Here is a 24518-nt window from a genome sequence, read left to right on the forward strand (position 1 = left end):
GGTTTTGCTCGAGGCCTCCTACTCATCTCAACGCTAGCCAAACTATGGCTTGTTCAGCCCGGTCGGATTGGTTTCCAGTTTCTTAAGTTTTTTCCGGTGTTTTGGAGGGAAACCAGGGGTTTGGATCCTCGCTTTAGCAGGATCATCGTCGATTAATTCACGCAAACAAGCGGCTATCTAAAAGGGGGCTCGATGCTCGGACGCGTTATATCTGTTGCGAATTCCAAAGGGGGTGTGGGCAAAACCACAACCACCGTTTCACTGGCTGAAGCCTTCGCTGCCGAAGGCTATAAAACGCTGGTCGTCGATCTCGACAGCCAAGCCAATGCGTCTTTGTTGATATATGGAGAGAATGGCGACGAACGGCTGTATGACGCCATCCGCAACTATACAAACGTCTCCGACTACCTCCGGGAAAACTTTTTGGGTGAATGTTTCGCCCATATGACGAAATTTATCGTGCCTCAGGCGAGTGACGTTTCCTTTATGGGTAAAAAGCTTGATTTATCTCTCGTTCCGGCCACGCCCGGATTGAGACGCGCAGAGCGCGAACTCATCTATATTCTCACCGAGCAAGGCTACTCGATGACCGCAATTGAAGGCCGTGTTGGTCTGCGCTTACGGCAAGACATGGCGGATTTGCGCAAACAATATGACGTGGTCATCTGCGACTGCCCGCCTGGCATTTCGGCGATGACGGAAGCGACCCTATCAGCTTCAGATCTAATCATCGTCCCGACCATTCCTGATTTCATGTCGACGCTCGGTCTCGACTTGTTTACGGGCGATATTATCGACAGTTTGAAGAAGCGCGGGCTCAACAATCGCCCGGTTGTGCTACCGACCAAATATGATGGCTCTTCGCATCAGTCGATCGTTCTAGACGCCATGCGCGATGGCGCGGTTGATCCGGATAGCGAGTATGACATTTTCCAAACGGTGATCCCGCAAAAACCAGAATTTGCGGCGAACCCGGTCGAGCTCGGGGCCAACCCAACGCTTGCGCAAAAGTGGCCTGGGGATGCTTTGACCACGGTAAATATGCTATATCAGGAAGTCCAAGCGCGACTCGCCGCGCAGACAACCAACGCAGCGGCTTAACTCATGGCTTTATCAGATAACGGACGCGAGGCGCTTTCAGCGATACTATCGAATGAAAGCCTGTTTCCGCGAATTAAAGACTCCGATCTGTCATCGGTTGCAAGTAAACTCGCGCGCAAGCAAGTTATCGCCGCTGGCCTCACGCGAGAAGATTTGCTCGAGCTGAAATCAGCTTTGGGCGAAATCGTGTTCGAGAAGACTTTGGATGGGTTGAGCCCGCACCATGTCAAACTACTAGCCCGCCGGTTGGACAAAAACGCCCCTGAAATTGAGGTGAACACGGGCAGTTCTGCCTTGTCTTATGTGCGGCAGATTTTGAATGGCGAAGTCTCACCGTCTGAAAGCGCACCAGCAGAGCCCGCGCCAATCGCGACCGAAACGGCGACACCCGACGCGCCCAAAAAGAACAAGTATCTCGGCCGGAAGGCGTTTCGGACCGGACGCTAAACCGCCCTTATTCTCGGCGCCCCTGCCCCATCAATCATCAAAACAGTCACTGCCCAGACCAGCGCATCAACGCGATCTGGAGACCGGGTCATGCCTGCGGTTCCGAACCGGCACATCTCGTCTTCCAGCGCATCAAATGCCCCAACATGCGCCACGCTGCCTTGCTGGTAAAGCGCGGCGACAGGGCTTGCGCGCGCCTGTTTGCTGAGCTTTGCGTGCCGCAAGTGCACCGGCAAAGTGCAGCCGACGCTTTCAAATACGGTTTTGAGCATCTCCCCGCCTTGATTGGCCTCAGCAATGATTGCGATCGCCCCGATGTCTTTGGCAATCGATACGGTTCGTGCCGCCCAATCGGTTGGCGTCAGCCCCCGTGCGGATCCATCCGCGAGAATAAAACACTTCTCACCAAAGCCATCCGCAGCTGCCCGGCCCGCGGCAACAATACCGCAAGCATCAGAGCCCGTATGGCTTGTGGTCGGAGGATCGATCGCCACAATGATATCTTCAAACTGGGTCGGCGGAACCGAGACCCGCCCGGCATCCAGATCCCGCCGCCGCCAGAACGCGCCTTCCATCTCATCGAGAAGCTCACCGTCCAATTCCTGCCGCGCGAGCTGCGTCCCCGCATAAGCCTGTTCGATGCTCTGCACGAAACCGTCCGCGAGATGCGCAACATTATCTCGCGTGGGGCTATGGGTCAGGCGCGCGCCATCCGAGATTAAACACCGAACCAATGGCACAGGCCGCGGCGTGGTGGTTGCCACGCAGCGCGGGCGCTCACCCAAACGCAGCGCAAATTGCAGATTGTTCCAAGCCTCCTCGCCCTTCGGCCAGGCGGCGATTTCATCACACCAAGCGGCATCAAATTGTGGTCCGCGCAAGCTTTCTGGGTCCTCGGCGGAAAACACCAATCCGATTGCCCCATTCGGCCATTCTAGCCGGCGTCTCGAAACGTTGAAATCCGGCCGCCACTCTTCCAGTCGCTCAATCGTCCGCAGGCCAGAAGGGCCTTCAATCATCACCTCTCGAACGTCCCCAAGCGTCGGCCCCAAAAGCGCAATCCGTTCGCAGCCGCCATGCAGGGCCGAAAACCGAACCCATTCTGCACCCGCTCTGGTTTTTCCGGCGCCGCGCCCCCCCATGAACAACCATGTCCGCCAATTCCCAGGCGGCGGTCGCTGCGGATCCCGGGCGGTCGCGAGGAACGGAAACTGACGGAGCGCGAGCAATTGCTGGCGGGTAAAGTCAGTGTCGGTCTGATAGCGCGTGTCCCACCAGTCTTCCCAGGTCGGCGCTATCGCGCGGTCCGCATCGTCCATGCTGGTATATAGTCCCGCGCCCGACATCGTCGGACCCGATCCAGAAAGCAGGACTTACACACCGGATTTAAAACGGCTTTTATTAGAATTCTTGGTTAGTCTGAACACATGGATTGAAGACCTAGACCTCTTCGAGCGACACCAAAATCTGTCCTTCCGGCACTTGCGCGCCCAGTTCGGCATCAACCGCGCTGACCGTGCCATCGCGCGGCGCTGTAAGCGAATGTTCCATCTTCATCGCTTCCATCACGGCGACTGTTTGGCCTTTTTTAACCGTATCACCGGCCGCGACATTTACCGCAATGATCTTGCCCGGCATCGGCGCTTTGACCGCATCGCCACCTGCCAGCGCTTCAGCCTCCGCCTCAAAGTCTGGTACTTCGACGAGCACGCTGTCACCGCCCGTCGTGACCGCAAACCGGCGCTCTGACAAGTCAGTGACCAGCGGCATGGATACATCTTCGGCAACGTCATAGTCCGCCGGGTCGAACCAATCTGCGTCCTCTCCCACCGAGATCGCGGTTTTCATCACCGGAGCAGCATTCATTCGCCAGCCGTCGCGCACCGTCCAAGGCGTATCGCCAGAATCACCCAGAAGAACATCGCACACCGCCATGACCGACGCGTGCTGATGCTCGCTTGGCGCATCGGTCAGCGTCTCGCCCTGCTCGGCAATCCAGTTCACGTGATGCGTGCCATCGGCGAATGCATCAGCCATCGCGCATCGTCGTAAAAAGCCGATATTACTCGGCACACCGACCAGCTGCAGATGTACCAGCGTATCAATCAAGCGATCGTTTGCGGCATCTCGATCTTCACCAAAGACAACCAGTTTCGCGATCATCGAGTCATGTACGGCCGGAACGCGATCGCCGCTCTCAAAGCCTGCTTCCCACCGGAGCCAATCGCTATCAGTATCCGCGAGCATGCCGAACTCTTCGATCAAGCCCGCGCCCGGGCGGAATCCATCGGCTGGATCCTCGGCACAAATCCGCGCCTCGATCGCGTGACCGTTCAGCTTGATATCTTTTTGCTTGGCGGGCAGTTTCTCACCGCTCGCGACGCGAAGTTGCCAATCGACCAAGTCTGTTCCGGTGACCATTTCGGTGACCGGATGTTCGACCTGCAAGCGTGTGTTCATCTCCAGGAACCAAAACGTGTCCAGCGCCAAAGGCTTTGCACCATCAACGATAAACTCGACTGTTCCGGCGCCTTCATATCCCACGGCTTTGGCGAGTTTGACCGAGGCGTCGCACATAGCTTTGCGGACATCAGCTGGCATACCGGGCGCCGGGGCTTCTTCAATCACTTTCTGCCGGCGCCGTTGCAAGGAGCAGTCGCGCTCAAACAGGTGAACAGCATTGCCATGACGATCACCGAAGACTTGCACTTCAATATGCCGAGGCTGTTCAACAAGTTTCTCAAGCATCACTCGACCATCGCCGAACGCGGCTTCCGCTTCGCGAACAGCGCTTTCAAGTTCACCTGCAAGTTCATTGGCTTTCGACACCAATCGAATGCCGCGACCACCGCCGCCAGCGACGGCTTTGATCAATAGAGGAAACCCGATTCGCTCTGCTTCCTTGCCAAGTGTTTTCGCGTCTTGTTTCTCGCCGCGATATCCTGGAAGCACTGGCACGCCAGCGTCTTCCGCGATCGCCTTAGCGCGATCCTTTAGCCCCATAGATTCGATGGTTTCAGGCTTGGGCCCAACCCAAATGATACCGGCTTTTGCGACCTCGGCCGCGAAGGTCGCATTCTCTGACAAAAACCCATAGCCCGGATGAATGGCGTCAACCTCGGCGATTTTCGCCGCCTCAATGAGTCTCGTAATATCAAGATAACTCTCAGGCGCGGGCGAGGCGCCGATCCAGACCGCCTCATCGGCTTCCCGCACATGTTTGGCGCGGACATCAGCGTCGGAGTAAACCGCGACGGTTCGAATGCCCAATGCGCGGCAGGTCCGCATGATACGACAAGCAATTTCGCCACGGTTCGCAATCAGAAGCGATGAAATCATTTTCGGCCGCCCTCCGTTCAGTTTCTTATACGCCTGGTCATTTTGCCTTGCCCAGACCTCTTCTTACCGCCTAAGCTAATGCAGCGAAAAGCGTAAGGGGTAATCAAATGGCATATGCATCAGGCGTACGGCTTAGCAGCTTGGCAGGATTGATTGGCGCAGGCGTCGGCGGCTATATCGGATATTCACAAGCAGCGAATGTAAGCGATCTGACGCCAGTGACCGGTGCGCTCATCCTTGGCGGCGTCGGCTTGGTCGCAGGCAGCGCCGGGGCGTTCTTACTTAAGTCGCTGATGCAGTTTTTGATCTACGCCATCATGTTGGGGGTAGTCGTGTTTGTCTTCCAGGGCCAAATAGAGGCGATGACCGGAATAAACCCGGTCGAGGCGACGCTCAGCTTTTTACAGGGCCTCGGCCTCCCAGTCGGCGCTTTAGGCGGCGGCTAAGCCAGAAAAAGCGCCGAGTTCGGGTCCTAAGATCAATCGACAGAGGTGATGCACGTATTGTTGCGGAAGCGGCAGCGATTATTGTAACGGCTGCTGCCCTTTGACCAATATCCCCAAGTGTTTCCATCTGGATGGTAAAGGAGCTTGGTGCCGCTCTTTTGGCAACTTCTACGCTTTAAATTATCCCCCTGGTGAATGCGATAGGTCAGAAAAACGTTGGTTCCGTTTTCAACATTGGCTTTCGCGATGTCCCAGGTGCGCGATTTTCCTTGGGAGAGTCGACCAGGATACTCATGGGTGCCGACCTGGAACAGATCAAGCTGATACGCGCCTTCATTCTCAAACTTGAATTTGCTGACATAGCAGGTCTTACCCGCCGCTTCTGTGCTGTCGTCTTGGTCCGCCTCTTGGGCCGACATGCTTAAACAGGTTCCCAGCGCCAAAGCGGCAAGGGCGAGATTTCGAACATAAGGGGGTTTGTGCAAGGTTTCCTCCCTGGCATCTACACCCCTCAAATGCGAGGAAACCTTATGCTGGCACCTTCATTAGCAAGTTTTCGTCAAAGGTCTGTTTTTTGATACTGGCAAATCTGACAGATGGGCCGGTTTAGCTGGCCCAGTCCGGTTTGCGCTTTTCTAGAAAAGCGGTGAGACCTTCTTTGCCTTCGTCACTGACCCGGCGCGCGGCGATACGTTTCGCGGTTTCCTTGCTGAGCGCAGCGCTGAACGGTTCTCCGGTAAAATCGAGCACCAGGTTTTTCGCATCGCGAATAGCCCCAGGAGCCGCGCCCATGGCAAGGTCTGCAATATGTTCTTCCATGGCAGCGAGGCCTTCAAAATCATCGACCACATACTGAACGAGGCCAATTTTCTCGGCATAGTCCGCATCAAACCCTTCGGCGGTCACGAACAGCGCTTTCGCCCAACGCGGACCAATCGCACTGATCACAAAAGGTGAAATGGTTGCAGGTGTGAGGCCAAGCCGAACCTCAGAAAACTTGAACTTTGTGCTTCGCACAGCGACCGCAATATCACACGCCGCGACGAGGCCTGCCCCGCCGCCCATGGCTGCGCCCTGCACCAATGCAAGCGTCATTTGCGGCAGCTCGGCCAATTTGCGCAACATTTCTGCCAGCGCCATGGCGTCCTGCTCGTTCTCTTCTCGCGTCCAATGTTGCGCGGCTTTCATCCATTCGAGATCTGCGCCTGCTGAGAAGCTTTTGCCGGACCCGCGCAGGATAACCATCCGCAATGTGTCCTGCTCTTCAAGGGTTTCTAGCGCGTCTGTTAGCTCGGCAATGACCTGGCTGTTGAACGCATTATGCTTATCCGGCCGGTTGAGGGTCAGGATGGCGATCCCGGCGCGCGTCGCGTCCAAAGAAATGGTTTCATACTCACTCATGACGGTGTCCTCTGTGTCGCGACGGTTCGGTAATGACTATCCCGGCGAAGTGCCGGTTTTTCGACACACCACCATAACATGTAACTCGCGCCGAATACCAGAATGGTTGACAAAAGAAGGCCGCCCCAGACACCAAGCAGGGTGAACGCCCCGAAAGACACTAGAGCCTGCACAATTGGGAAATGGACGATGTAAACGCCATAGCTGACATCGCCCCACGCGGCGACATTCAGAGCAGGCCCGGGCGAAAATGCGATGCCCGCAATCAGTCCTGTCAGCCCGAGCAGGCGTAACGCCTCTAGACCTGGAACCAGTAAAGACAGGCTCAACGCGATCGCGCCGAGACAGAACCATAATCGCGGATAGGCGCGCGCAGTGTCCCAAACTTTCCAAAGCGTGATCCCGGCGGCGAAGAACATCATTTGGCCGGGAAGCTGACGCGCCAATTGTGCGCCATAGGAAACATCCAGCGCCAGCAGGGTCTGTTTCCAAACCATCGCGCCTAAGATCAGTCCCGCAACGCCAACCCACCAATAGCGACCGAGCCGTGACAGCACCCAGGCGATCAAAGGCAGCGTCATATAGAACATGACTTCAATCTTGAGGGTCCACAGCGCGCCGTTCACTTCCGTGAAGCGCTGGCCTTCGAAGAAGCCAGGAAGATTAGGTTCGAGGAAGTTGAGAAAGATCAGGTTCGCGCCGATATATCGAAATATTCCCGCAACATCGTCGAACGATTGTATCGATACCAAGCCAGCCACCAAGGCAGGCACAAGAATCACCACCAGATAAGCGGGATAAAGGCGGCGCACACGTTTGCTGGCATAGTCCGCCAACCCGCGAGATCGCTCATAAGAGCCGAACACCAATGCGCCAGATACAATGAAAAAGCCCTGAATGGAGAGCTCGGCCATTGTCGCCAAGACTTGCTCAAGTGCGCCGCCAGGCTCGATCGAGGCAAGAACCATGGCGTGGTAGAAAAAGACCAGGCTAGCCAATACGAGTCGAACCAAGTCGAAGCGGTTTTGTGTGCTTGCCATGCCCCACGACTAGTCGGACTTCAGCGCGGAAACAAGCGCATAAAAGAAGCGCCCACCGGGTCTTGTGGACGCTTCTTGGAACGATTTTACAAGATTAGCTTAGCTAGAGCGTTCTTGCTTTTTTTTACCATGTTTTGATTTGGCTTTTTTCATCGCCCCTTCGAATTCGGCGAGGGAGAGCTCACCGTCATCGCCTGCAAGTTTCGCGAACTTTTCGCTCGCTTTTTCTGCAGAATATTTGCCGTCTGCCGTTTTATAGGCGACGAATTCGGCCTGTGTGATCATGCCACTCGCGTCCGCATCAATTTTCTTGAAATAGTCTGCAGGTGAACCGGCATGGGCAACAGCAAACGCACTTGCTGCAAAGAGGCCCACAACTGTTGTTGCTCGTTTGAGTTTCATAATAGTCCCTCCCTGGAACCGTTGGAGTTTACGTCGTTGGAGGTCGACGCGTTACAACCGTAACAACATATTATGTTACACTTGTAGTTACAGTTTTGTAATCTCCAACCATTGTCCCAGATTCACGAGTAACGCAGCATGATCCACGCGAATGCCGGGCTACATGTCGTCCGAGAGTTTCTCCATTTTCTTCTCAGTCGTCGCCTTGGCAGCTTCCATCTCCGCTTCGGTGATATCGCCGCTGGAATCGACGTCGATTTCGATGAATTTAACCAGCGCGTCCGCCGGCGACATTTCGCCGAGTGAGGTTTTCCAGCTTACAAACTCGCGTTCGGAGACGACGCCGTCTCCATCAGAGTCGACGGTTGAGAATTGAATATTCTCCCCCGCATGTGCGCCTAGTGCGCAAAGGGCAGATATTCCGAGAATAGCGATACGGGTCATAACGACCTCCTTGATTGCTCACCACTCCTTGTGGCGAGCTCAGGAGACCCGATAACGCGGACCTTGACCCGTGACCTTTCAGAAACCTGGCTAACGCTGGTTTCACGAAAAATCGGAAAGGGAGACGGAGTCGCGGCGCCTATTACAGATCGCTCGGTCCGTCTCTCACCTACAACGCGGTTTGATTTTCCGACTTTTAATCTAGCGCCCCAGTTTGAGCCCCGGGTTTACATCCGGAACACGCCAAAACCGCGATCTTTGAACGGCGCGTTCAATGTCGCAGACAGCGCTAAACCGAGCACACGCCGTGTATCCGCCGGGTCGATGATGCCATCATCCCATAGCCGTGCCGTCGAGAAGTAAGGCGAACCTTCCTCTTCATAGAGCTCGCGAATAGGCGCTTTGAACGCCTCTTCATCTGCCACCGGCCAATCTTCGCCGCGCCGTTCCATGCCGTCGCGCTTCACGGTCGCCAAGACAGACGCCGCTTGCTCTCCGCCCATCACTGAGATCCGTGCATTCGGCCACATGAACATGAATCGCGGACTATAAGCGCGTCCGCACATGCCATAATTGCCCGCCCCAAAGGACCCGCCGGTCACCAGGGTCAGCTTTGGCACCGAAGCGGTGGCAACCGCCGTCACCATTTTCGCGCCGTCCTTGGCGATCCCGCCCGCTTCATATTTGGAGCCAACCATGAAGCCGGTAATATTCTGCAGGAATAGCAGTGGAATCCGGCGCTGATCGGCGAGTTCAATGAAATGAGCAGCTTTCTGAGCGCTCTCAGAGAACAAGATCCCGTTATTGGCCAGTATCGCGACAGGCATGCCGTAGAGTTTCGCGAAGCCGCAAACCAGCGTTTCGCCATATAGCTTTTTGAACTCGTGAAACTCTGATCCATCAACCACACGCGCAATGATTTCCCGCGCATCATAAGGCTCACGAAGGTCTTGCGGCACGAGACCATGTAGCTCAGCGATATCATAAAGCGGCTCAGCCGGCTCCGTGAGCCCCACTGGCTCTGGCTTCGGCGCATGTAGCGTTCGGACGATTGAGCGCACGATAGCGAGCGCATGATCATCACTCGCCGCATAATGGTCTGCCACGCCAGACTGGCGCGCATGTACATCTGCCCCGCCCAAATCTTCCGCTGAAATCTCCTCCCCGGTCGCCGCTTTCACAAGTGGAGGACCGCCGAGAAAGATCGTGCCCTGTTTGCGCACAATGATTGTCTCGTCAGACATAGCCGGGACATAAGCACCGCCTGCCGTGCATGAGCCCATCACCGCCGCTATTTGCGGGATGCCTTTGGCGCTCATATTGGCTTGATTGTAGAAAATCCGGCCGAAATGTTCACGATCGGGAAAAATCTCGGACTGGTGAGGCAAATTCGCGCCGCCGCTATCCACGAGATAAATGCAAGGAAGATGATTTTCGAGCGCAACTTCTTGGGCCCGCAAATGCTTTTTGACGGTCATCGGGTAATACGTCCCGCCTTTGATCGTCGCATCATTACAGATGATAACGCATTCGCGGCCTTCGACCCGGCCGATGCCTGTAATGATACCAGCGCCTGGCGCTTCATCATCATACATACCATGCGCCGCAAGCGCACCAATCTCCAAGAACGGGGTCGCCGGATCAAGCAGCTTTTCAACCCGGTCACGCGGTAACAGTTTACCGCGAGAGACATGGCGCTCTCGAGATCGTTCAGATCCGCCTTTAGACGCCGCTGCCGTTTTTTCTCTTAGCTCGTCCACCAAGGCTTCCATGCCGCGTCGATTGGCTGAATAAGCTGTGCTCGCGACATCCAGTTTTGACTTCAAGATCGGCATAAAAGCACCTCCCGCCTGTGTTCTGATGAGCCTTACCTGGGCTCGTCTGCGCTGTCATCCCGAGCTTGTGACCTAATGTCATCAAATCCTTCACTAAATTGCCCCATATTGGCAGAAGCTTGCGAAGAGTAACGGAGAGCTAAGAATGGGTATGTTTGGCGGCATGAGTTTGGACGTTGTTCCAGCCCTTGCTTCGATCAAATTCCTAGAAGACGTGCCGAAGCGGGCCTTGCGCGCGGCTGGCAAAGAGGCGCGCTGGTTCTCTGTTCCGGCCGGATGGCCCCTATTTCGCGCTGGCGAGATGTCAGAATCTATCTTCTTTGTTCTATCCGGTTCATTTGGTGCCTTTAAAGCGATGCGCGATGGCCGCAGCGAGTTCATGGGCCATATCCGCGCGGGTGAACCTGTCGGTGAGATGGCGATGTTCCAGGGCGGGATCGACCTTAATGGCGATGGTGCGCCCGAGAATGTCCCGCATACATCCTCCGTCTATGCCCTACGTGACAGCGAGGTTCTCGAAATCTCCCGGAAAGGCTTTCAGCGCCTCAGTTCCGCAGAACCAGAAATCCTGACGGCAATTATTCGCTTGATCCTATCCCGGCTGCGTGAAGGAAATCAGCGCAATCGCCGGACGGCCCCGAAAGTTTTTGCACTGGTTGCAACCTCACCCACAATCGACCTCGAATTGCGCGCAAAAGCGCTGCAGAAATCACTCAAACAGCTCGGCGTAAAATCACACGTCGTCAATGAGACCGAAGGCGACGAAAAACCGTCCGCTTTCTTCGACGAGCTTGAAGCCGAAAATGATGTGGTGATCTTGATCTCCACGATGGGCGACAATGCTTGGTACCGCTTATCCATGCGCCAAGCCGACCGTATTTGGGTTGTAGCGCGCGCTGACGCAAAACCCTCCTATCCTTTGTTTCCAGAAGAGCGCTCGCCCGCACAATCATTAAAACTGGTCGATGTTTTACTGCTGCATCATGGCGAACAGCGGCGCGCCTGTCGCCCGGCCGATTGGCTAAGGGCAGCTGGCGCAGCCCGAGTCTTCCACTGGCACCATATCGATGGCGCGCATTGTGATCGACTGGCGCGAACCATTGCCGGGCGCAGTGTTGGCGTGGTCTTCTCCGGCGGCGGCGCCCGCGCCTATGCCCATATCGGTGTCGTTAAAGCGATGCGCGAGCTCGGCATTCCGATCGACTTCGCTGGCGGAGCCTCAATGGGCGCCGTCGTCGCGGGTTGCGTCGCCATGGGCTGGGATGATGCTGAAATCGAACACCGCATCCGCAAAGCCTTCGTCGAGTCGAACCCGCTTGGCGATTGGAACATTCCAGTTGTCGGCATGGTCAAAGGCCGCCGCGTCGATGCACGGCTTAAAGAGCATTTTGGAGACGCCGAGATTGGCGATCTCGAAATGCCGTTCTTCGCGGTTTCAACAAACCTGACTGACGGCACCTATCGCGTGCACCGGCAAGGGGCATTGCGTCGTGCCTTGCGCGCGACCATCTCGCTGCCGGGCATCTTGCCGCCCGTCATCGATGATGGCGAGGTTTTGGTCGATGGCGCGGTGCTCAATAATTTCCCCACCGATGTCATGCGTGAGCTGCAGCGCGGATTTGTCGTCGGCTGTGATGTCGCACGAGCTCCAGAAGGTCTGGACGCGAGCGAGTTCGTGAATGCGCCGGGATTTTTTGGCTGGGTCGCAAAACACGGCTTCTCAAGCGCGCCACCGATTGCTGGTCTTTTGATGCGATCGGCAACTGTCAGCGTGAACCCCAATTCAGGTCGCGAACTGGTCGACACCTTGATCCTACCCGAGCTCAAAGATATCGAGCTCCGTGACTGGAAAGCCTATGACCAAGCCGTTGAAGCCGGATACACAGCCGCGCTGAAATCGCTCAAGGACAGCCATCTGAAAGAGAGCTGCTGCGCTTTACAGACGCGCTAACGCCTCCGCATATTTGCCAAGACGTCCTTTGAACAAGGACTCATCATGGAAAATGAATACAATCTCATCATGGGTTCCGCGAAATACGATTTCCTCAAACAGACCCACCCGAGCGTCGACGGAATTTAGTTTATTGGTGCTAATCTGATCGACCGTTTCAAACGCGCTTGAGAAGTACGGCGCGATGCGAATCCCAAACGAGTTCGAGATCAACAAGACGGATCGCTTAAACGGCGCGTCCGCATTCTTATAGCGTCGCGCGTAAACTCCAGGTCCAAACGCTGCCGCGATAAATTCGGGATAAGTTGCATCTTGCTCGAGTGCCTTCTTATCGAATCCAATCGGTTCATTGAGACCGATCTGTCGCTGAAATCCAAGGACACCGGCTAAATCAGCATGCGAGGGAACCGTTTCGAACTGGGGGAAGGCACCTGCTTTAGGCACTGCATATCCCATCTTCATCAATGCGGCGGTCACGGCCCGCATCGCACTCTCTCCATCAGAATGAAAGTTCTCGGGCGGATAGAAATGCGGTCGGTTTTTGACCGGGTCTAAAGCGGGATAAGCATCAATTACCGAACCATCCTGGACCCGCGCGAGATGCTCAATCGGATGGCCAGGGTCGCGCATATTCAGGCACCTCGATCGCAAGGCGCGCGGCACCGACCTCGGCAAACGCTCTGCATAAAACGTCTTTTTACTCGGGATGATCAGCAAGTGTGGAGTGATACCTCGCGTCTTGAAAGCCGCTTGAATTGCCTGCCAGTCCGCTACCATCTGATTTGAGATATCAGGCCAATCGGCTTTATCCGGACAAGAGTCGGCAACACTGCTCATCCGCGCGCCCTGACCATGCGATACCAAGAACACAAAATCATCCGCACCGCGCTCGATATTCTTCACCGGTGAATCGGCGAACACGGCATAGGACACCCGCCGATACAAACGTCCCGCCCGCACACCAAAGCCGATACGATCCACGTGCCAGGCCTGCAGCGCCGTGAAATACTCTTTCGGCTCCTCTGCTAGCCCCGAGATTCCCGGCGCCGGTGCTAAGGCGCGTCCGTGATATGTGGCGAGGTTTTCCTCATTGCTTCTAAGGATCAACGCCGAAGGGATCAGCAGACCGATGAGCATGATCGCGAGCATCGCAAAGGCGGCGGGGCGAATTCTCGTGTTAGGCCTCGTCGTACGCTCCCCACTCAAAATCGAAAATAGATGAATGGACTATATGCGCCCGACAGAATTTTGATGGCCGGGAGTGCGAACAGGACGGCTGAAACAGCTAGTCCTGATGCATATTTCCATACCGGAAAACGCTCGCGCCAAGCACCATACTCCGGCGCTGCGATTACGCGTCGGGACAGCATCATGATGGCGGGCGTGCTCAAAATAGCCCCCACTCCGAGCGCCGCGATTGCCTCATTACTGAGATAGGCCCAAGCCGTTATTCCTTCGGATGGCCCAGTGATATGCCGGATTATAAACTCGAACGCCTGCTCGACACTGTTCGCGCGAAAAAAGATCCAACCAATATAGACCACCAAGAGTGTGTAAGTGACGCGAACGCCGATCCATGCCCGCTTCAAAATCGCGCCAAGGCCGATCCGTTCCAAGAGCATGAACGCGCCATGCCAGATCCCCCAAATGACGAATCCCCAAGCGGCGCCGTGCCAAATGCCTGTGAGAAGGAATACAATCACCAAGTTCCGAAGCGTCTTCGCCGCACCAACGCGATTGCCGCCCAGCGGAATGTAGACATATTCTCGAAACCAGGTCGAAAGAGAGATGTGCCAGCGGCGCCAGAATTCTGTGATGCTTTGTGCCGTGTAGGGAAAGTTGAAATTCCGAGGAAACTCGAACCCCATGATCAACCCAAGACCGATCGCCATGGCAGAATAGCCCGAAAAATCGAAAAAAATCTGCAACATGTAAGCGACGCCGCCAAGCCAAGCGGCAGAGACGTGCAACTCGCTGGGCGGCGCGGCGTAAATCGCATCGCAAATCTCAGCCACGGTGTCAGCGATGAGGACTTTTTCGGCCAAGCCAACGCTGAAAAACACGATGCCAAAATAGACATGGCGCGCCGTAATTGTACGCGTCACCAGGCTCGCCGCAATCGAACCATACCTCACGATTGGTCCCGCGATGAGTTGCGGAAACATCGCAATATACGTCGCGACCTGGCTGATCGATCGCTCTGCTTTGACCTGCCCTCGATAGACATCGACCAAATAAGAAATGCCTTGAAACGTGAAAAAGGAAATCCCGATCGGAAGATGGATTTTTTCCGGCAGTGCGGACTCCGGGAAACCCAAGACCTGGCTCACAAAAAACAACGTGTATTTGAAATAGAAGAGCAGACCAAGATTGGCGCATAGGCCCAGCGCCAACCAAAGCTTCCGGCGTTTATTCTCTAGGCCAATGCCAAGACCAAATGCATAATTCAGCGTAATACTGATCAGCAAGATCAGCACAAACCATCCCTCACCGATGAAATAAAACAGCAAGCTGAACAGCAAGATTGCAAGGTTTGCCCATCGCCGCGCAAGCAGGTAGATGGCGAGAAAGACGGGCAAAAACAGAAATAAAAATGCCGCCGAAGAAAACACCATAGGGACAGCAACCTTTGCAGGTCTGTGCCCCTAGTGTTTCAATGGATCGGTAGCCTCAATCGCAACGGCGATCAATGGCAATCAGGTCAAGCCGTCTCGCCAAACAGTTCCCGGCCAATCAAGAACCGGCGAATTTCGCTCGTTCCGGCGCCAATCTCGTAGAGTTTAGCGTCGCGCAGCAAACGCCCGGTCGGATACTCATTGATATAGCCGTTTCCGCCCAGCAATTGGATCGCATCGAGCGCCAGCTTTGTGGCCGTCTCAGCCGCATACAAAATCGCGCCAGCGGCATCTTTGCGTGTGGTCTCGCCGCGGTCACATGACTTCGCAACCGCATATACATAAGCCTTCGCGGCGTTCATTTGCACGTACATGTCGGCGAGCTTGCCTTGCACGAGTTGGAACTCGCCAATCGATTTTCCGAACTGTTTGCGATCGTGAATGTAAGGCACCACAACATCCATACAGGCCTGCATAATGCCGGTCGGCCCAGCCGACAGCACCGCGCGCTCATAATCGAGCCCGCTCATCAGGACCTCGACGCCCTCATTCAGCGGCCCCATAATATTTTCTTCTGGGACTTCACAATCCTCGAAGACGAGTTCGCCCGTCTCGGAGCCGCGCATACCGAGCTTGTCGAGTTTCTGCGCCACCGAGAACCCTTTCATCCCGCGTTCAATAATGAAGGCCGTGATCCCGCGTGATTTCTTCTCAGGCTCAGTTTTGGCGTAGACGATCAGTGTGTCCGCATCCGGTGCATTCGTGATCCACATTTTCGTGCCATTGAGAACGTAGCGATCACCCTTTTTCTCAGCGCGCAATTTCATGCTCACAACATCTGAGCCGGCACCGCTCTCGGACATTGCCAGCGACCCAAGATGATCGCCCGTAACGAGCTTTCCGAGATAGCGAGTCTTCTGATCATCCGAGCCCCAACGTCTCAGCTGATTGACGCAGAGATTTGAGTGCGCGCCATAAGACAGCCCAACCGAGGCCGAAGCGCGGGAAATCTCTTCCATCGCGACAACATGTTCTAGATATCCCAGGCCCGTCCCGCCCCATTCTTCCTCGACCGTGATGCCGAGCAGACCAAGTTCGCCCATTTTTGGCAGCAGGTGCCGAGGGAAGACGTCAGTTCGGTCAATCTCCGCAGCGAGCGGTGCGATTTCGTTTTGGGCAAATCCTTGCACGGTATCGCGGATCATGTCCGCAGTTTCGCCAAGGTCGAAGTTAAGCGTGGGATATCTGTTCGGAATCATGGCGCAGGTCTAGCCGGATCAACCCTCGATGCCAATGTCTTAATCGAAGCTAATCCGCTGAAGAAAGGCTGCGCAGGAAATAGTAAGCCATGACCAGGCACAGCAAAATCCCGAGCAAGATCAGAAATGGCGGCATATACACCGCCATTGGCGATTCAACCGTTTGATCAGATTGGATCAAGCCAAATTGCATGGCCACGCCATATCCGCCCAAGACCGCACCAATCAAAGCCAACAATCCAAACGGTAAGGCATTCAAGAGCGATCCGCGCCGGTTTTCTGCATCGATCGTGTGGTTCAGCTCCACCGCTCGCTCGATGCTTTCCTGAGAGACTTCAACTTGTTCGAGGTCGTCGATGACATCAGCGGCGTCGATCGGTTCGAGGCCTGGTGCATCAGTTGGAAGCGGGGTTTCATCGTCCGGGCTTGGCAGTTCACTGAGCGACGGCCAAACCGATTTTTGTACGCCCGAACCTTCGGTCTCTCCTGCGAGTTCAGAGACCGCAGCGGCGATCTCTTCCGCGCTTGTTCCCTCGTCTGGCTGGGGGAGTTGAGGCTCAGGTTCAGCCTGATTTTCGCCGAGGATCCTGACCATTTGTTGCCGAACAGACTCGGCGGCCGCTTCAGTCGCCGTGCGGATATCCTCATCCGGTTCGATTTCCGGCAATGCCGCGGGCGCTTCGACAGAGTGATGTTCGACCAAAATCTCACGTTGCGGCGGTGGTGCGGGCAAGGCATCCAGGTCGTGCATGGCGCGATACAAGCGCGACGAGGCAACTGGCAAACGTCCCGGTGCATTCAAAAACAAAGCCTTTTCGGCTGCGCGTCGTCGGACGAGTGCATCCACGATTTGAACCCGCCCGCCAATTTTGGCGCGGCGCCACAGATCAAAGGCGGAAGCTGCTTCCAGACGGTTTCCCGCATTCATGCCAGCGACGACATCGCTGCCCGCAAAGCCCTTCGGCCCGATATTGAACGCCAGCGAGACCAGCGCATCGAACTCGTTTTGAGTCATCGGCGCGAGGATGCAGCGCATCACATATCGCTCAATCGGCGGCAGATCATATTCTCGCAGAATCGCCTCGGCTTCGGTTTTGTTGACCCGAACGCCTTTTTTTGCCCGGCGCACGTGCCCGTAACCAACCATCCAGCGACCGTTGGGCAATAATTCTGAGCGCGCGCGGAATCCCTCAAATGCTTTGATGAGATCCAGTCCCGCTTGAGATGTGCGCATGTTTAATGCCATCACCTGCTCCGGTTTGGGACAGATATTCTGTCAGACCTGAAGGAGACTGCAAGCTGCGCGCCGCCCCGTTTTTGAGTAAATTTACAACAAAAACAGGGTCGCAAGCCCTAAGAAACTAAAGAACGCCATCGTGTCTGTGAGCGTCAACACAAACACAGAAGACGCGACGGCCGGATCCGCCCCAACGCGCTTCAAAGTCAGCGGCACCAAAATTCCCGATACGCCGGCCCAAATAAAGCTCGCAAGCATGGCCACTGCGAGCACAATCGCCAAATTCAAATCCTTAAACCAGAACAAGGCAACTAGCCCGACCCCGATGGCGAAAATCACGCCATTTACCAGTCCCGTCAGCGTCTCGCGGATCACCGCGCGCCGCCCGGCATTGCCCTCCATCTCGCGCTCTGCAATCGCACGAACCGCCACGGCGAGCCCTTGGCTGCCGGCATTTCCAGCCAAAGCGGCAACGACGGGCATCAGGATCGCAAGCTGGACCAACCGGTCCAGGGTTCCCTCAAAAACGGCGATAATCGCCGATGCGATAAAAGCTGTGATCAGATTGATCCCGAGCCACGGCGCCCGCGCTTTGACCGATTCCCAAACCGTATCTGAGCCGTCAGCAGATGACACATTGGCCAGCGCGAGGAGGTCTTCTGTGTTCTCTTCCTGAATGACGTGAACCATATCATCAATGGTGATCATGCCGACCAATCGACCATCACGATCTTTCACCGGAGCCGATGCGAGCGCATATTTCTGGAACTGGTATGCGACCTCTTCCTGGTCTTGATCTACGTGAATATCGGAATGGAACGGTTCCATAATGTCGGCGAGTTTGATGTCGCGTTCAGTACGCAAAAGCTGTGACAGCAAAACATAGCCGAGCGGCTTATTGGTCGGGTCCACGACATAAATCTCGTAGAAATCTGTTGGCAGAGCTTCCGCATTATCGCGTGCAAAATCAATCGATTGGCCGACACTCCAAAACTCAGGTGCGGCGAGGTATTCTCGCTGCATCAACCGGCCAGCAGTGTCTTCCTCAAACTCAAAACTCGCTTCCAGAACCGCGCGATCTTCAGGTTCTAGCTCTTCGAGAATTCGTTCCCGTCGATCCTCATCAAGGTCTTCGAGAACGGCTGTGGCATCATCGGTTTCGAGCTCATCTAGCGCGTCGACAACCGCCTCGTCAGACATCACCTCGACCGCATCTTCGCGATATTCTTCGCGCAGTTCGATCAAAATTTCCGCCGGAAGCTCGCCGCCAAGCAGATCTACAACTGCCTCAAAACGCTCGCTTGAAAGCTGTTCAAGAAAGTCAGAAGCGTCCGCTGGATGCTCGGCTTCAAGCATTGCACGGACTTGTTTCGCCGCGCCAGCATCAATCGCCTCACGCAGCTCCGCCATGAGCAACTCACGCCGCTCTTCAGCAATCTCTGCTTGGGTTTCTGGCCTTTCGCTCATAGCGCTTCTTTGGCTTGATCGCCGGACACGCGCAAGCAATTTTTAGCGGCATTCTGTGACGCCGCTTCAACGAACTTTGACTATTGAAAAATTGGTGCGGCCGAGAGGACTCGAACCTCCACGGGTTGCCCCACAGCGACCTCAACGCTGCGCGTCTACCAGTTCCGCCACGGCCGCACGCCGGGTAGAGCGGGCCATATACGCGGCAGCGCACCGATTGTGAAGCAAAAAGTCTTCGCTATATGCAGTGAGATGACAGAACGCGCGAATGTTGAATGGGCGATCAGCCAATCCCCGGTTCCTTACGAGGCTGCGAAGGCCGGAATGGAGGCGCGGGCGCGGGCGATCCGCGATGAAGGTGCGCCTGAATTGATCTGGCTTTTGGAACATCCGACGCTCTATACAGCCGGCACCAGCGCGAAAGCCGATGACCTGAGAATGCCAGGCCGATTCCCAGTTTACGACGCTGGCCGCGGCGGAGAATACACCTATCATGGCCCCGGCCAACGGGTCGCTTATGTATTGCTTGATGTTGCTAAGCGCGGCCGCGATGTGCGCGCCTTCGTGGCTGACCTCGAACGCTGGATTATCGAAGCCCTACGAGTCTTCAATGTTGAGGCAGACGTGCGAGCGGGCCGTGTTGGGGTCTGGGTTGATCGCACACAATCTGGCGGTCAATTGCGCGAGGATAAAATTGCGGCGATCGGCATTCGGCTTCGGCGGTGGGTGAGCTTTCACGGCATCAGCCTCAATGTCGAGCCAGATCTAGAGCACTTCTCCGGGATAACCCCGTGCGGAATCGATGACCCCCGCTATGGTGTGACAAGTTTGGTCGATCTTGGCCTGCCTGTAGGCATGTCCGACGCGGACGATGCGCTTAGACGCGCGTTCGAGACCGTGTTCGAGGTCGAGACCGTTCCCGGCGCCCCGCTCGTTTAAGCGTAAGGCGCCGTTCGCTCTCCATACGGGTCGGTTTCTTTGCTCTTTCCAAAATTCGGAACGCGCGCGACCCAGAGCAAGCTCCAAATCATGATCAGCGTGTTGAGCCCAACGATGATATTGTTAAAGGCGCCGAGGTTTGGTCTTACAATGAAGGCTTCTTTGCTGGGCAGCGGATTTTCCGCGCTTGGGCCTTGGTTCCAATTTCCTGGACCACCGCCCCGTTGGCCACCGTTTTGGCCGCCGCGATTCTCGCCAGCGTCTTCACCCTCTTCGCCATTTTCGCGAGCCGCTTCAGCTTCCTCGCGCGCCTTCTCGGCTTCCGCTTGTCGTTCACGGCGCTCTTCGAGTCGGGCTTCCCGCCAGGCGGCAGGATCCTCTAGAAACTCTGCGCGGGCTTCGTAAAGCTTGTTATACTCAGCTGCTTTGCCAGTCATTCCGCCAACAAAAGCCAGAGTCGCAATGATTAGCGGGACGATCACAATAATTGCCCGTAGGGAAATTTTACCGGCATGATTTAAGCGCCGCGTATGCGCCACGTAAGAGCAGATCGATGTGAGCGCGAGAACGGCTGCGATCAGGTAACCATGAAATACTGATAGCCCTGACGTGTCAGCGCCGGCGACCCCGAGAATGAATATGATGAATCCAACGCCCATCCACGCAAATAGGCCCGTAAAGAACAGCGCCGTCCAGGCGCGCGTGAAGTGAAGTTTGGGCGACTTTCCAGCGGGATTGAACAAAGTGTCCAACCAACTCATACGCGTTGGAAGCTCGTCTTCATCAACGATCCACGGACGGTCTGGATCCAGTGCAGTCTGGGAGGCGGCGGCATCGCTCATGGCGAGATCATCCTTTAAGTATGCTCTTCTTTGTAGCGCTTATACACGGTTCAAATTTTTTATCAATAAACGATAATAATTTATCGACATCCGGGAATTATTGAAACGTGGACGGCCCGCTTGTTCCCGGGACAGGTCCATGCTTGTTCTCGCGCGGCTCGGTTTTCAAAGCGCCGACTATGATGGCCAGGACAAGGTTTGACCCGATCGTCGTGAGAATGTTCATCGGCAACATTTTATCGGACAAGATTTCCGTGCCCCGCATAAAGCCAGCAAAGTCTCCTGCCGCCAGCCGCTCGCTCATTTCTTCTTGGATTTCGACCATTTCAGGCGTCATGAAAAAGCCGCCCAATACCAAGCCGAGAATGAAAGCAATGAGCATAGACCCGAGCCAAATAACGAGCACCCACCAGGCTGTGGTGCCCGCATCGTGCAATCGTTTCCCGAAGACGCAAATATAAGGGAAGATCATCACGAGGTTTAAAAACCCGATCGTCTTACTGACCATCGTGTTTCCAGCGACGATCAAGACACTGGCCACGGTTACGACGACCATGCCTTGGAAAAACCGGTTCCGCGCAATGCGTCCGTTCGGATTGAAGAGAAGACTACCCATGGCGAACACCTCCGTTTCCCGGCAAGCTAGTTAAATTCGCTTACGACGCAATGTCCGGGTTCAGATCTACTCGAACTCTACCATAATTTCATCAGCGGCGACGCTATCTCCAGCGCCGACATTTATGGCTTTGACCGTGCCGTTCGCTTCAGCGCGAATAATGTTTTGCATTTTCATCGCTTCGACAATGCAAACCGCTTCGCCTTCTTGAACCTCTTGGCCAAGCTCGACATCGACTGAGGCGACAAGGCCCGGCATCGGTGAGATGATCAGCTTAGACAGGTCCGGTTTCTCTTTTTCCGGTAAGCGTTTGTGCATTTCCGCCACTGACGGCGTGCAAACAAGGGCTGTCAGTCTAACGCCGCGGTGTCGAACGACGTAGCCTTCGGTTCGATCGGCAACTTTCACCGCAATCGATTGTCCGTCCAAGACCCCTTCAACCAAGGGCTGACCCGGCACCCAATCGGTGACGAACGTATGGTTCTTTTTACCGATTTTCACGCTGGCTTCGCCCTCGCCGAGCTCCAGCACGATCGGAATATAGTCATCGCCCAGGATCACTACCCAGTCTTGGCGCAGGTCTTCAACCGGCGACATCCGACCCGTGGTTTGGCTCGCGCGGCGAACATAGACGCCATGCACATAAGCGGCGACAACGGTCAGCATGATGGATTGCTGCTTCGTCGGTGCGGTGCCTTGGAACCCGTCCGGAAACTCGTCTTTGATGTAAGCGGTGGTGATATCGCCGGACCGGAAACGCTTCTCATCCATCACCGCCGCACAGAATGGCATATTGTCTTGAATGCCTTCAATGTGGAAACGGTCCAGTGCTTCGGCCTGGACATCCAGCGCCTGATCACGATCTTTGCCATGGGTGACAAGTTTCGCGATCATCGGATCGTAAAACATTGAGATCTCATCGCCTTCGCGCACACCGCTATCCATCCGAACGGTGCCGCCAGCCAGCGCACCTTCCATAGGCGGAATAAAGCGCTTCAGACGGCCAATCGACGGCAAGAAATTCCGATATGGATCTTCGGCATAGACGCGGCTCTCAATCGCCCAGCCATTTATCTTGAGTTTCTTCTGATCCAGGTTGAGCTTTTCGCCATGGGCGGAGCGCAACATCTGCTCGACCAAGTCAACGCCGGTGATCATCTCAGTGACTGGATGTTCTACCTGCAGCCGCGTATTCATTTCGAGGAAATAGAAGCTCTTATCCTTGCCGGACGCCACGAACTCAACAGTGCCCGCACTGTCATAATTCACGGCCTTTGAAAGCGCGACTGCTTGCTCACCCATTTTTTTGCGGGTGGCTTCGTCGAGTAGCGGAGATGGCGCTTCTTCCAGCACTTTCTGATTGCGACGCTGGATCGAGCACTCGCGCTCAAACAGATAGACGCAATTACCGTGCTTATCGCCCATCACTTGAATCTCGACATGGCGCGGCTCAAGAATGAACTTCTCGATGAAGATCCGGTCGTCTCCGAATGAGGCGGTGGCTTCGGCCTTCACCGCCGGATAGCCTTCCTCGACATCCTTATCGTCATAGGCGATCCGGATGCCCTTCCCGCCGCCGCCTGCAGATGCTTTGATCATCACGGGATAGCCGATCTCGCGGCTGATTTTGACGGCTTCTTTGGTATCGTTGATCAGACCCATATGGCCCGGAACGGTTGAGACCCCGGCATCAGCCGCAAGCTTTTTCGAGCTGATTTTGTCGCCCATCGCTTCAATCGCATGCGGATTCGGTCCGATGAAGACGATTTTCTCTTTTTCTAGACGTTTCGCGAATTCGGGATTCTCAGACAGGAAGCCAAATCCTGGATGTACCGCTTCGGCGCCCGTTTGCTTCACAGCATCAACGATTTTGTCCATGACCAGATAGGATTCGGCCGCAGGTGATGCCCCGATATGGACGGTCTCATCCGCCATTTCGACCGCCATCGAACCAGCATCTGCGTCAGAGTAAACAACAACCGTTTGAACCCCAAGGCGCCGGCACGTTTTGATTACACGAACTGCAATCTCGCCGCGATTAGCAATCAGGATTTTTTTGAACATTTACAGGCCCCGAGGTCGAACATCTATCATTAGATGCCGGACTTAGATGCCACAACAATGCTTGTCGAGCCTGCCGCTTGGTAAAACAGGGTTCAGAGCCGCTTTATGAAGCCTCAACCAGACCTTCGGTAAAGCCTGGCGCTTCTTTTTTAAGAAATTCAATCAGCGCCCGTTCTGCCGGTGAGATTTTGTCATCCCGGCCAAGACTATCGAGCAGCCAAGCATTTTCGGTCTCGTCAATGCGTTCGGCGTCTCGGATCGCCGCATCTGCGGCGGCTTGGCGGGCTTTAGCGGCCTTTTTCTCACTACCTGTGAGCGCCTTGAACCAGCTGCCCGAGACAAGAGAGGCGCCGATACCGGCAAAGATGCGCCCTGGATTCACGCTGGTGTCTTCCAGCCAGGCTTCCCGCGCGAGGGCGTCTTTAACCGATTGCGGTTCCGGGTGCGCGCGCGCCATAAGGTGGTTTCCAACAGCGCGAGCAAACATGTCGTTCCAAGTCGAAGCATTGCGGGCTTCGCAAATCGCATCATTCGTCTTGAACAAGATCGCAGCCTCGTGCTGGGTCACCCAAAGACCGCCCTGCCCCGCCCCTGCAAATAGAGCTTGGCGCATCCGATCGACCATATTCAAATTGGCGACGCCATCAGCAATGATCCGGTCGCTAATCGCTTCGAGCGTAAACACCGCGAGCGATTCCGGAACACCGCTGGCATGGCGCAACACGGTCAGCAAAAGATCGATTTCGTCGAGTCCCGGCTTGTCGCCGTCAAGCTTGATCTGCGCTAAAAGCCAATCAGCCTCCTCGTCCGTCACCCAACCCTCTGGCGGCTCGCGCGTGAGCAGAAAGTCTTTCAAGGCCTCTTGGAACCGGCTCGCCCACTCTATGTCAGTGGATTTGAGAACATCATTCATCCGGAACAAGGCTTCGGCCTCGCCGCGGCTAACAATGCCGTCTTTGTAGGTTTCATTGACGATCCGAAGCGCTTCGGCTTCTGAAACTTCGCCGAGTTTTTCGACAGTCGCCATCATGGCTTTTGTTTCCTGACCCATAGGACCCTCGCAAACATTTGCT

General features: G+C 55.4%; 22 protein-coding genes and 1 tRNA gene. 5 read left to right on the plus strand and 18 right to left on the minus strand.

Going from position 1 to position 24518, the window contains the following annotated elements:
* The first annotated feature begins 192 nt into the window (after window positions 1-192).
* On the plus strand, window positions 193-1101 hold the full coding sequence (locus MY069_RS04270) for a ParA family protein (RefSeq protein ID WP_482795836.1): 909 nt from the start codon (window positions 193-195) through the stop codon (window positions 1099-1101).
* 3 nt (window positions 1102-1104) lie between these two features.
* The gene (locus tag MY069_RS04275; protein WP_482795837.1) at window positions 1105-1548 is read left to right on the plus strand and encodes a hypothetical protein; all 444 of its coding nucleotides are present in this window, start codon (window positions 1105-1107) and stop codon (window positions 1546-1548) included.
* Here MY069_RS04275 and MY069_RS04280 read toward each other — a convergent pair.
* Together MY069_RS04280 and MY069_RS04285 are read right to left on the minus strand one after the other, a co-directional pair.
* On the minus strand, window positions 1545-2894 hold the full coding sequence (locus tag MY069_RS04280) for a DNA-packaging protein (RefSeq protein ID WP_482795838.1): 1350 nt from the start codon (window positions 2892-2894) through the stop codon (window positions 1545-1547). The two genes, MY069_RS04275 and MY069_RS04280, sit on opposite strands and share 4 nt — an antisense overlap.
* 94 nt (window positions 2895-2988) lie before the next feature.
* On the minus strand, window positions 2989-4887 hold the full coding sequence (locus MY069_RS04285; protein ID WP_482795839.1) for an acetyl/propionyl/methylcrotonyl-CoA carboxylase subunit alpha: 1899 nt from the start codon (window positions 4885-4887) through the stop codon (window positions 2989-2991).
* A 107-nt stretch (window positions 4888-4994) separates the two neighbouring features.
* On the opposite strand from MY069_RS04285, the gene MY069_RS04290 reads away from it, so the two are divergent.
* On the plus strand, window positions 4995-5333 hold the full coding sequence (locus tag MY069_RS04290) for a hypothetical protein (RefSeq protein ID WP_482795840.1): 339 nt from the start codon (window positions 4995-4997) through the stop codon (window positions 5331-5333).
* A gap of 32 nt (window positions 5334-5365) precedes the next feature.
* On the opposite strand, the gene MY069_RS04295 is transcribed toward MY069_RS04290, so the two are convergent.
* From MY069_RS04295 to MY069_RS04320, 6 genes are all read right to left on the minus strand, one after another.
* Window positions 5366-5818, minus strand: coding sequence for a hypothetical protein (locus MY069_RS04295; protein ID WP_482795841.1), 453 nt, complete (start codon window positions 5816-5818; stop codon window positions 5366-5368).
* A gap of 121 nt (window positions 5819-5939) precedes the next feature.
* Entirely contained in the window at window positions 5940-6734 is a 795-nt protein-coding gene (locus MY069_RS04300) for an enoyl-CoA hydratase-related protein (protein ID WP_482795842.1), read from the minus strand.
* Complete coding sequence (locus tag MY069_RS04305; protein WP_482795843.1) at window positions 6731-7774, minus strand: acyltransferase family protein; 1044 nt, start codon at window positions 7772-7774, stop codon at window positions 6731-6733. Before MY069_RS04305 ends, MY069_RS04300 begins: the two co-directional genes overlap by 4 nt.
* Before the next feature lie 99 nt (window positions 7775-7873).
* Window positions 7874-8176 carry an EF-hand domain-containing protein gene (locus MY069_RS04310; RefSeq protein ID WP_482795844.1) on the minus strand — a complete coding sequence of 101 codons (303 nt, stop codon included), beginning with the start codon at window positions 8174-8176 and terminating at the stop codon, window positions 7874-7876.
* Window positions 8177-8335: 159 nt separating this feature from the next.
* A complete protein-coding gene (locus MY069_RS04315) occupies window positions 8336-8620 on the minus strand; it encodes an EF-hand domain-containing protein (protein WP_482795845.1) in 285 nt (94 codons plus the stop codon).
* A gap of 227 nt (window positions 8621-8847) precedes the next feature.
* Entirely contained in the window at window positions 8848-10455 is a 1608-nt protein-coding gene (locus MY069_RS04320) for a carboxyl transferase domain-containing protein (RefSeq protein ID WP_482795846.1), read from the minus strand.
* Window positions 10456-10600: 145 nt separating this feature from the next.
* Between MY069_RS04320 and MY069_RS04325 the strand changes: the two genes are divergently transcribed.
* Entirely contained in the window at window positions 10601-12406 is a 1806-nt protein-coding gene (locus MY069_RS04325; RefSeq protein ID WP_482795847.1) for a patatin-like phospholipase family protein, read from the plus strand.
* Here the strand turns inward: MY069_RS04325 and MY069_RS04330 are convergent.
* From MY069_RS04330 to MY069_RS04355, 6 genes are all read right to left on the minus strand, one after another.
* Window positions 12392-13543: an alginate O-acetyltransferase AlgX-related protein gene (locus MY069_RS04330; protein WP_482795848.1), complete on the minus strand. Its 1152-nt coding sequence runs from the start codon at window positions 13541-13543 to the stop codon at window positions 12392-12394. The two genes, MY069_RS04325 and MY069_RS04330, sit on opposite strands and share 15 nt — an antisense overlap.
* A gap of 65 nt (window positions 13544-13608) precedes the next feature.
* The gene (locus tag MY069_RS04335) at window positions 13609-15021 is read right to left on the minus strand and encodes an MBOAT family O-acyltransferase (protein WP_482795849.1); all 1413 of its coding nucleotides are present in this window, start codon (window positions 15019-15021) and stop codon (window positions 13609-13611) included.
* 86 nt (window positions 15022-15107) lie between these two features.
* Window positions 15108-16280, minus strand: a complete 1173-nt coding sequence (locus MY069_RS04340; RefSeq protein WP_482795850.1) for an isovaleryl-CoA dehydrogenase — start codon at window positions 16278-16280, stop codon at window positions 15108-15110.
* Between the two features lie 49 nt (window positions 16281-16329).
* A complete protein-coding gene (locus tag MY069_RS04345; protein WP_482795851.1) occupies window positions 16330-17526 on the minus strand; it encodes a lysozyme in 1197 nt (398 codons plus the stop codon).
* Window positions 17527-17607: 81 nt separating this feature from the next.
* A complete protein-coding gene (gene mgtE / locus MY069_RS04350) occupies window positions 17608-18984 on the minus strand; it encodes a magnesium transporter (protein WP_482795852.1) in 1377 nt (458 codons plus the stop codon).
* Window positions 18985-19076: 92 nt separating this feature from the next.
* Window positions 19077-19161: transfer RNA gene (locus tag MY069_RS04355), tRNA-Leu, on the minus strand.
* Window positions 19162-19236: 75 nt separating this feature from the next.
* Here MY069_RS04355 and lipB point away from each other — a divergent pair.
* Window positions 19237-19923, plus strand: a complete 687-nt coding sequence (gene lipB / locus MY069_RS04360) for a lipoyl(octanoyl) transferase LipB (protein ID WP_482795853.1) — start codon at window positions 19237-19239, stop codon at window positions 19921-19923.
* On the opposite strand, the gene MY069_RS04365 is transcribed toward lipB, so the two are convergent.
* The 4 genes from MY069_RS04365 to MY069_RS04380 form a co-directional block, all read right to left on the minus strand.
* Window positions 19920-20765 (minus strand): hypothetical protein, encoded by an 846-nt coding sequence (locus MY069_RS04365; RefSeq protein WP_482795854.1) that lies wholly within the window; start codon window positions 20763-20765, stop codon window positions 19920-19922. The genes lipB and MY069_RS04365 overlap by 4 nt on opposite strands.
* Before the next feature lie 97 nt (window positions 20766-20862).
* The gene (locus MY069_RS04370; protein WP_482795855.1) at window positions 20863-21381 is read right to left on the minus strand and encodes a DUF805 domain-containing protein; all 519 of its coding nucleotides are present in this window, start codon (window positions 21379-21381) and stop codon (window positions 20863-20865) included.
* Between the two features lie 66 nt (window positions 21382-21447).
* Window positions 21448-23445, minus strand: coding sequence for an acetyl-CoA carboxylase biotin carboxylase subunit (locus MY069_RS04375; RefSeq protein ID WP_482795856.1), 1998 nt, complete (start codon window positions 23443-23445; stop codon window positions 21448-21450).
* Window positions 23446-23548: 103 nt separating this feature from the next.
* Window positions 23549-24496 carry a hypothetical protein gene (locus MY069_RS04380; protein ID WP_482795857.1) on the minus strand — a complete coding sequence of 316 codons (948 nt, stop codon included), beginning with the start codon at window positions 24494-24496 and terminating at the stop codon, window positions 23549-23551.
* Window positions 24497-24518 lie beyond the last annotated feature (22 nt).

Source organism: Hyphomonas sp. ske169, assembly GCF_056850855.1.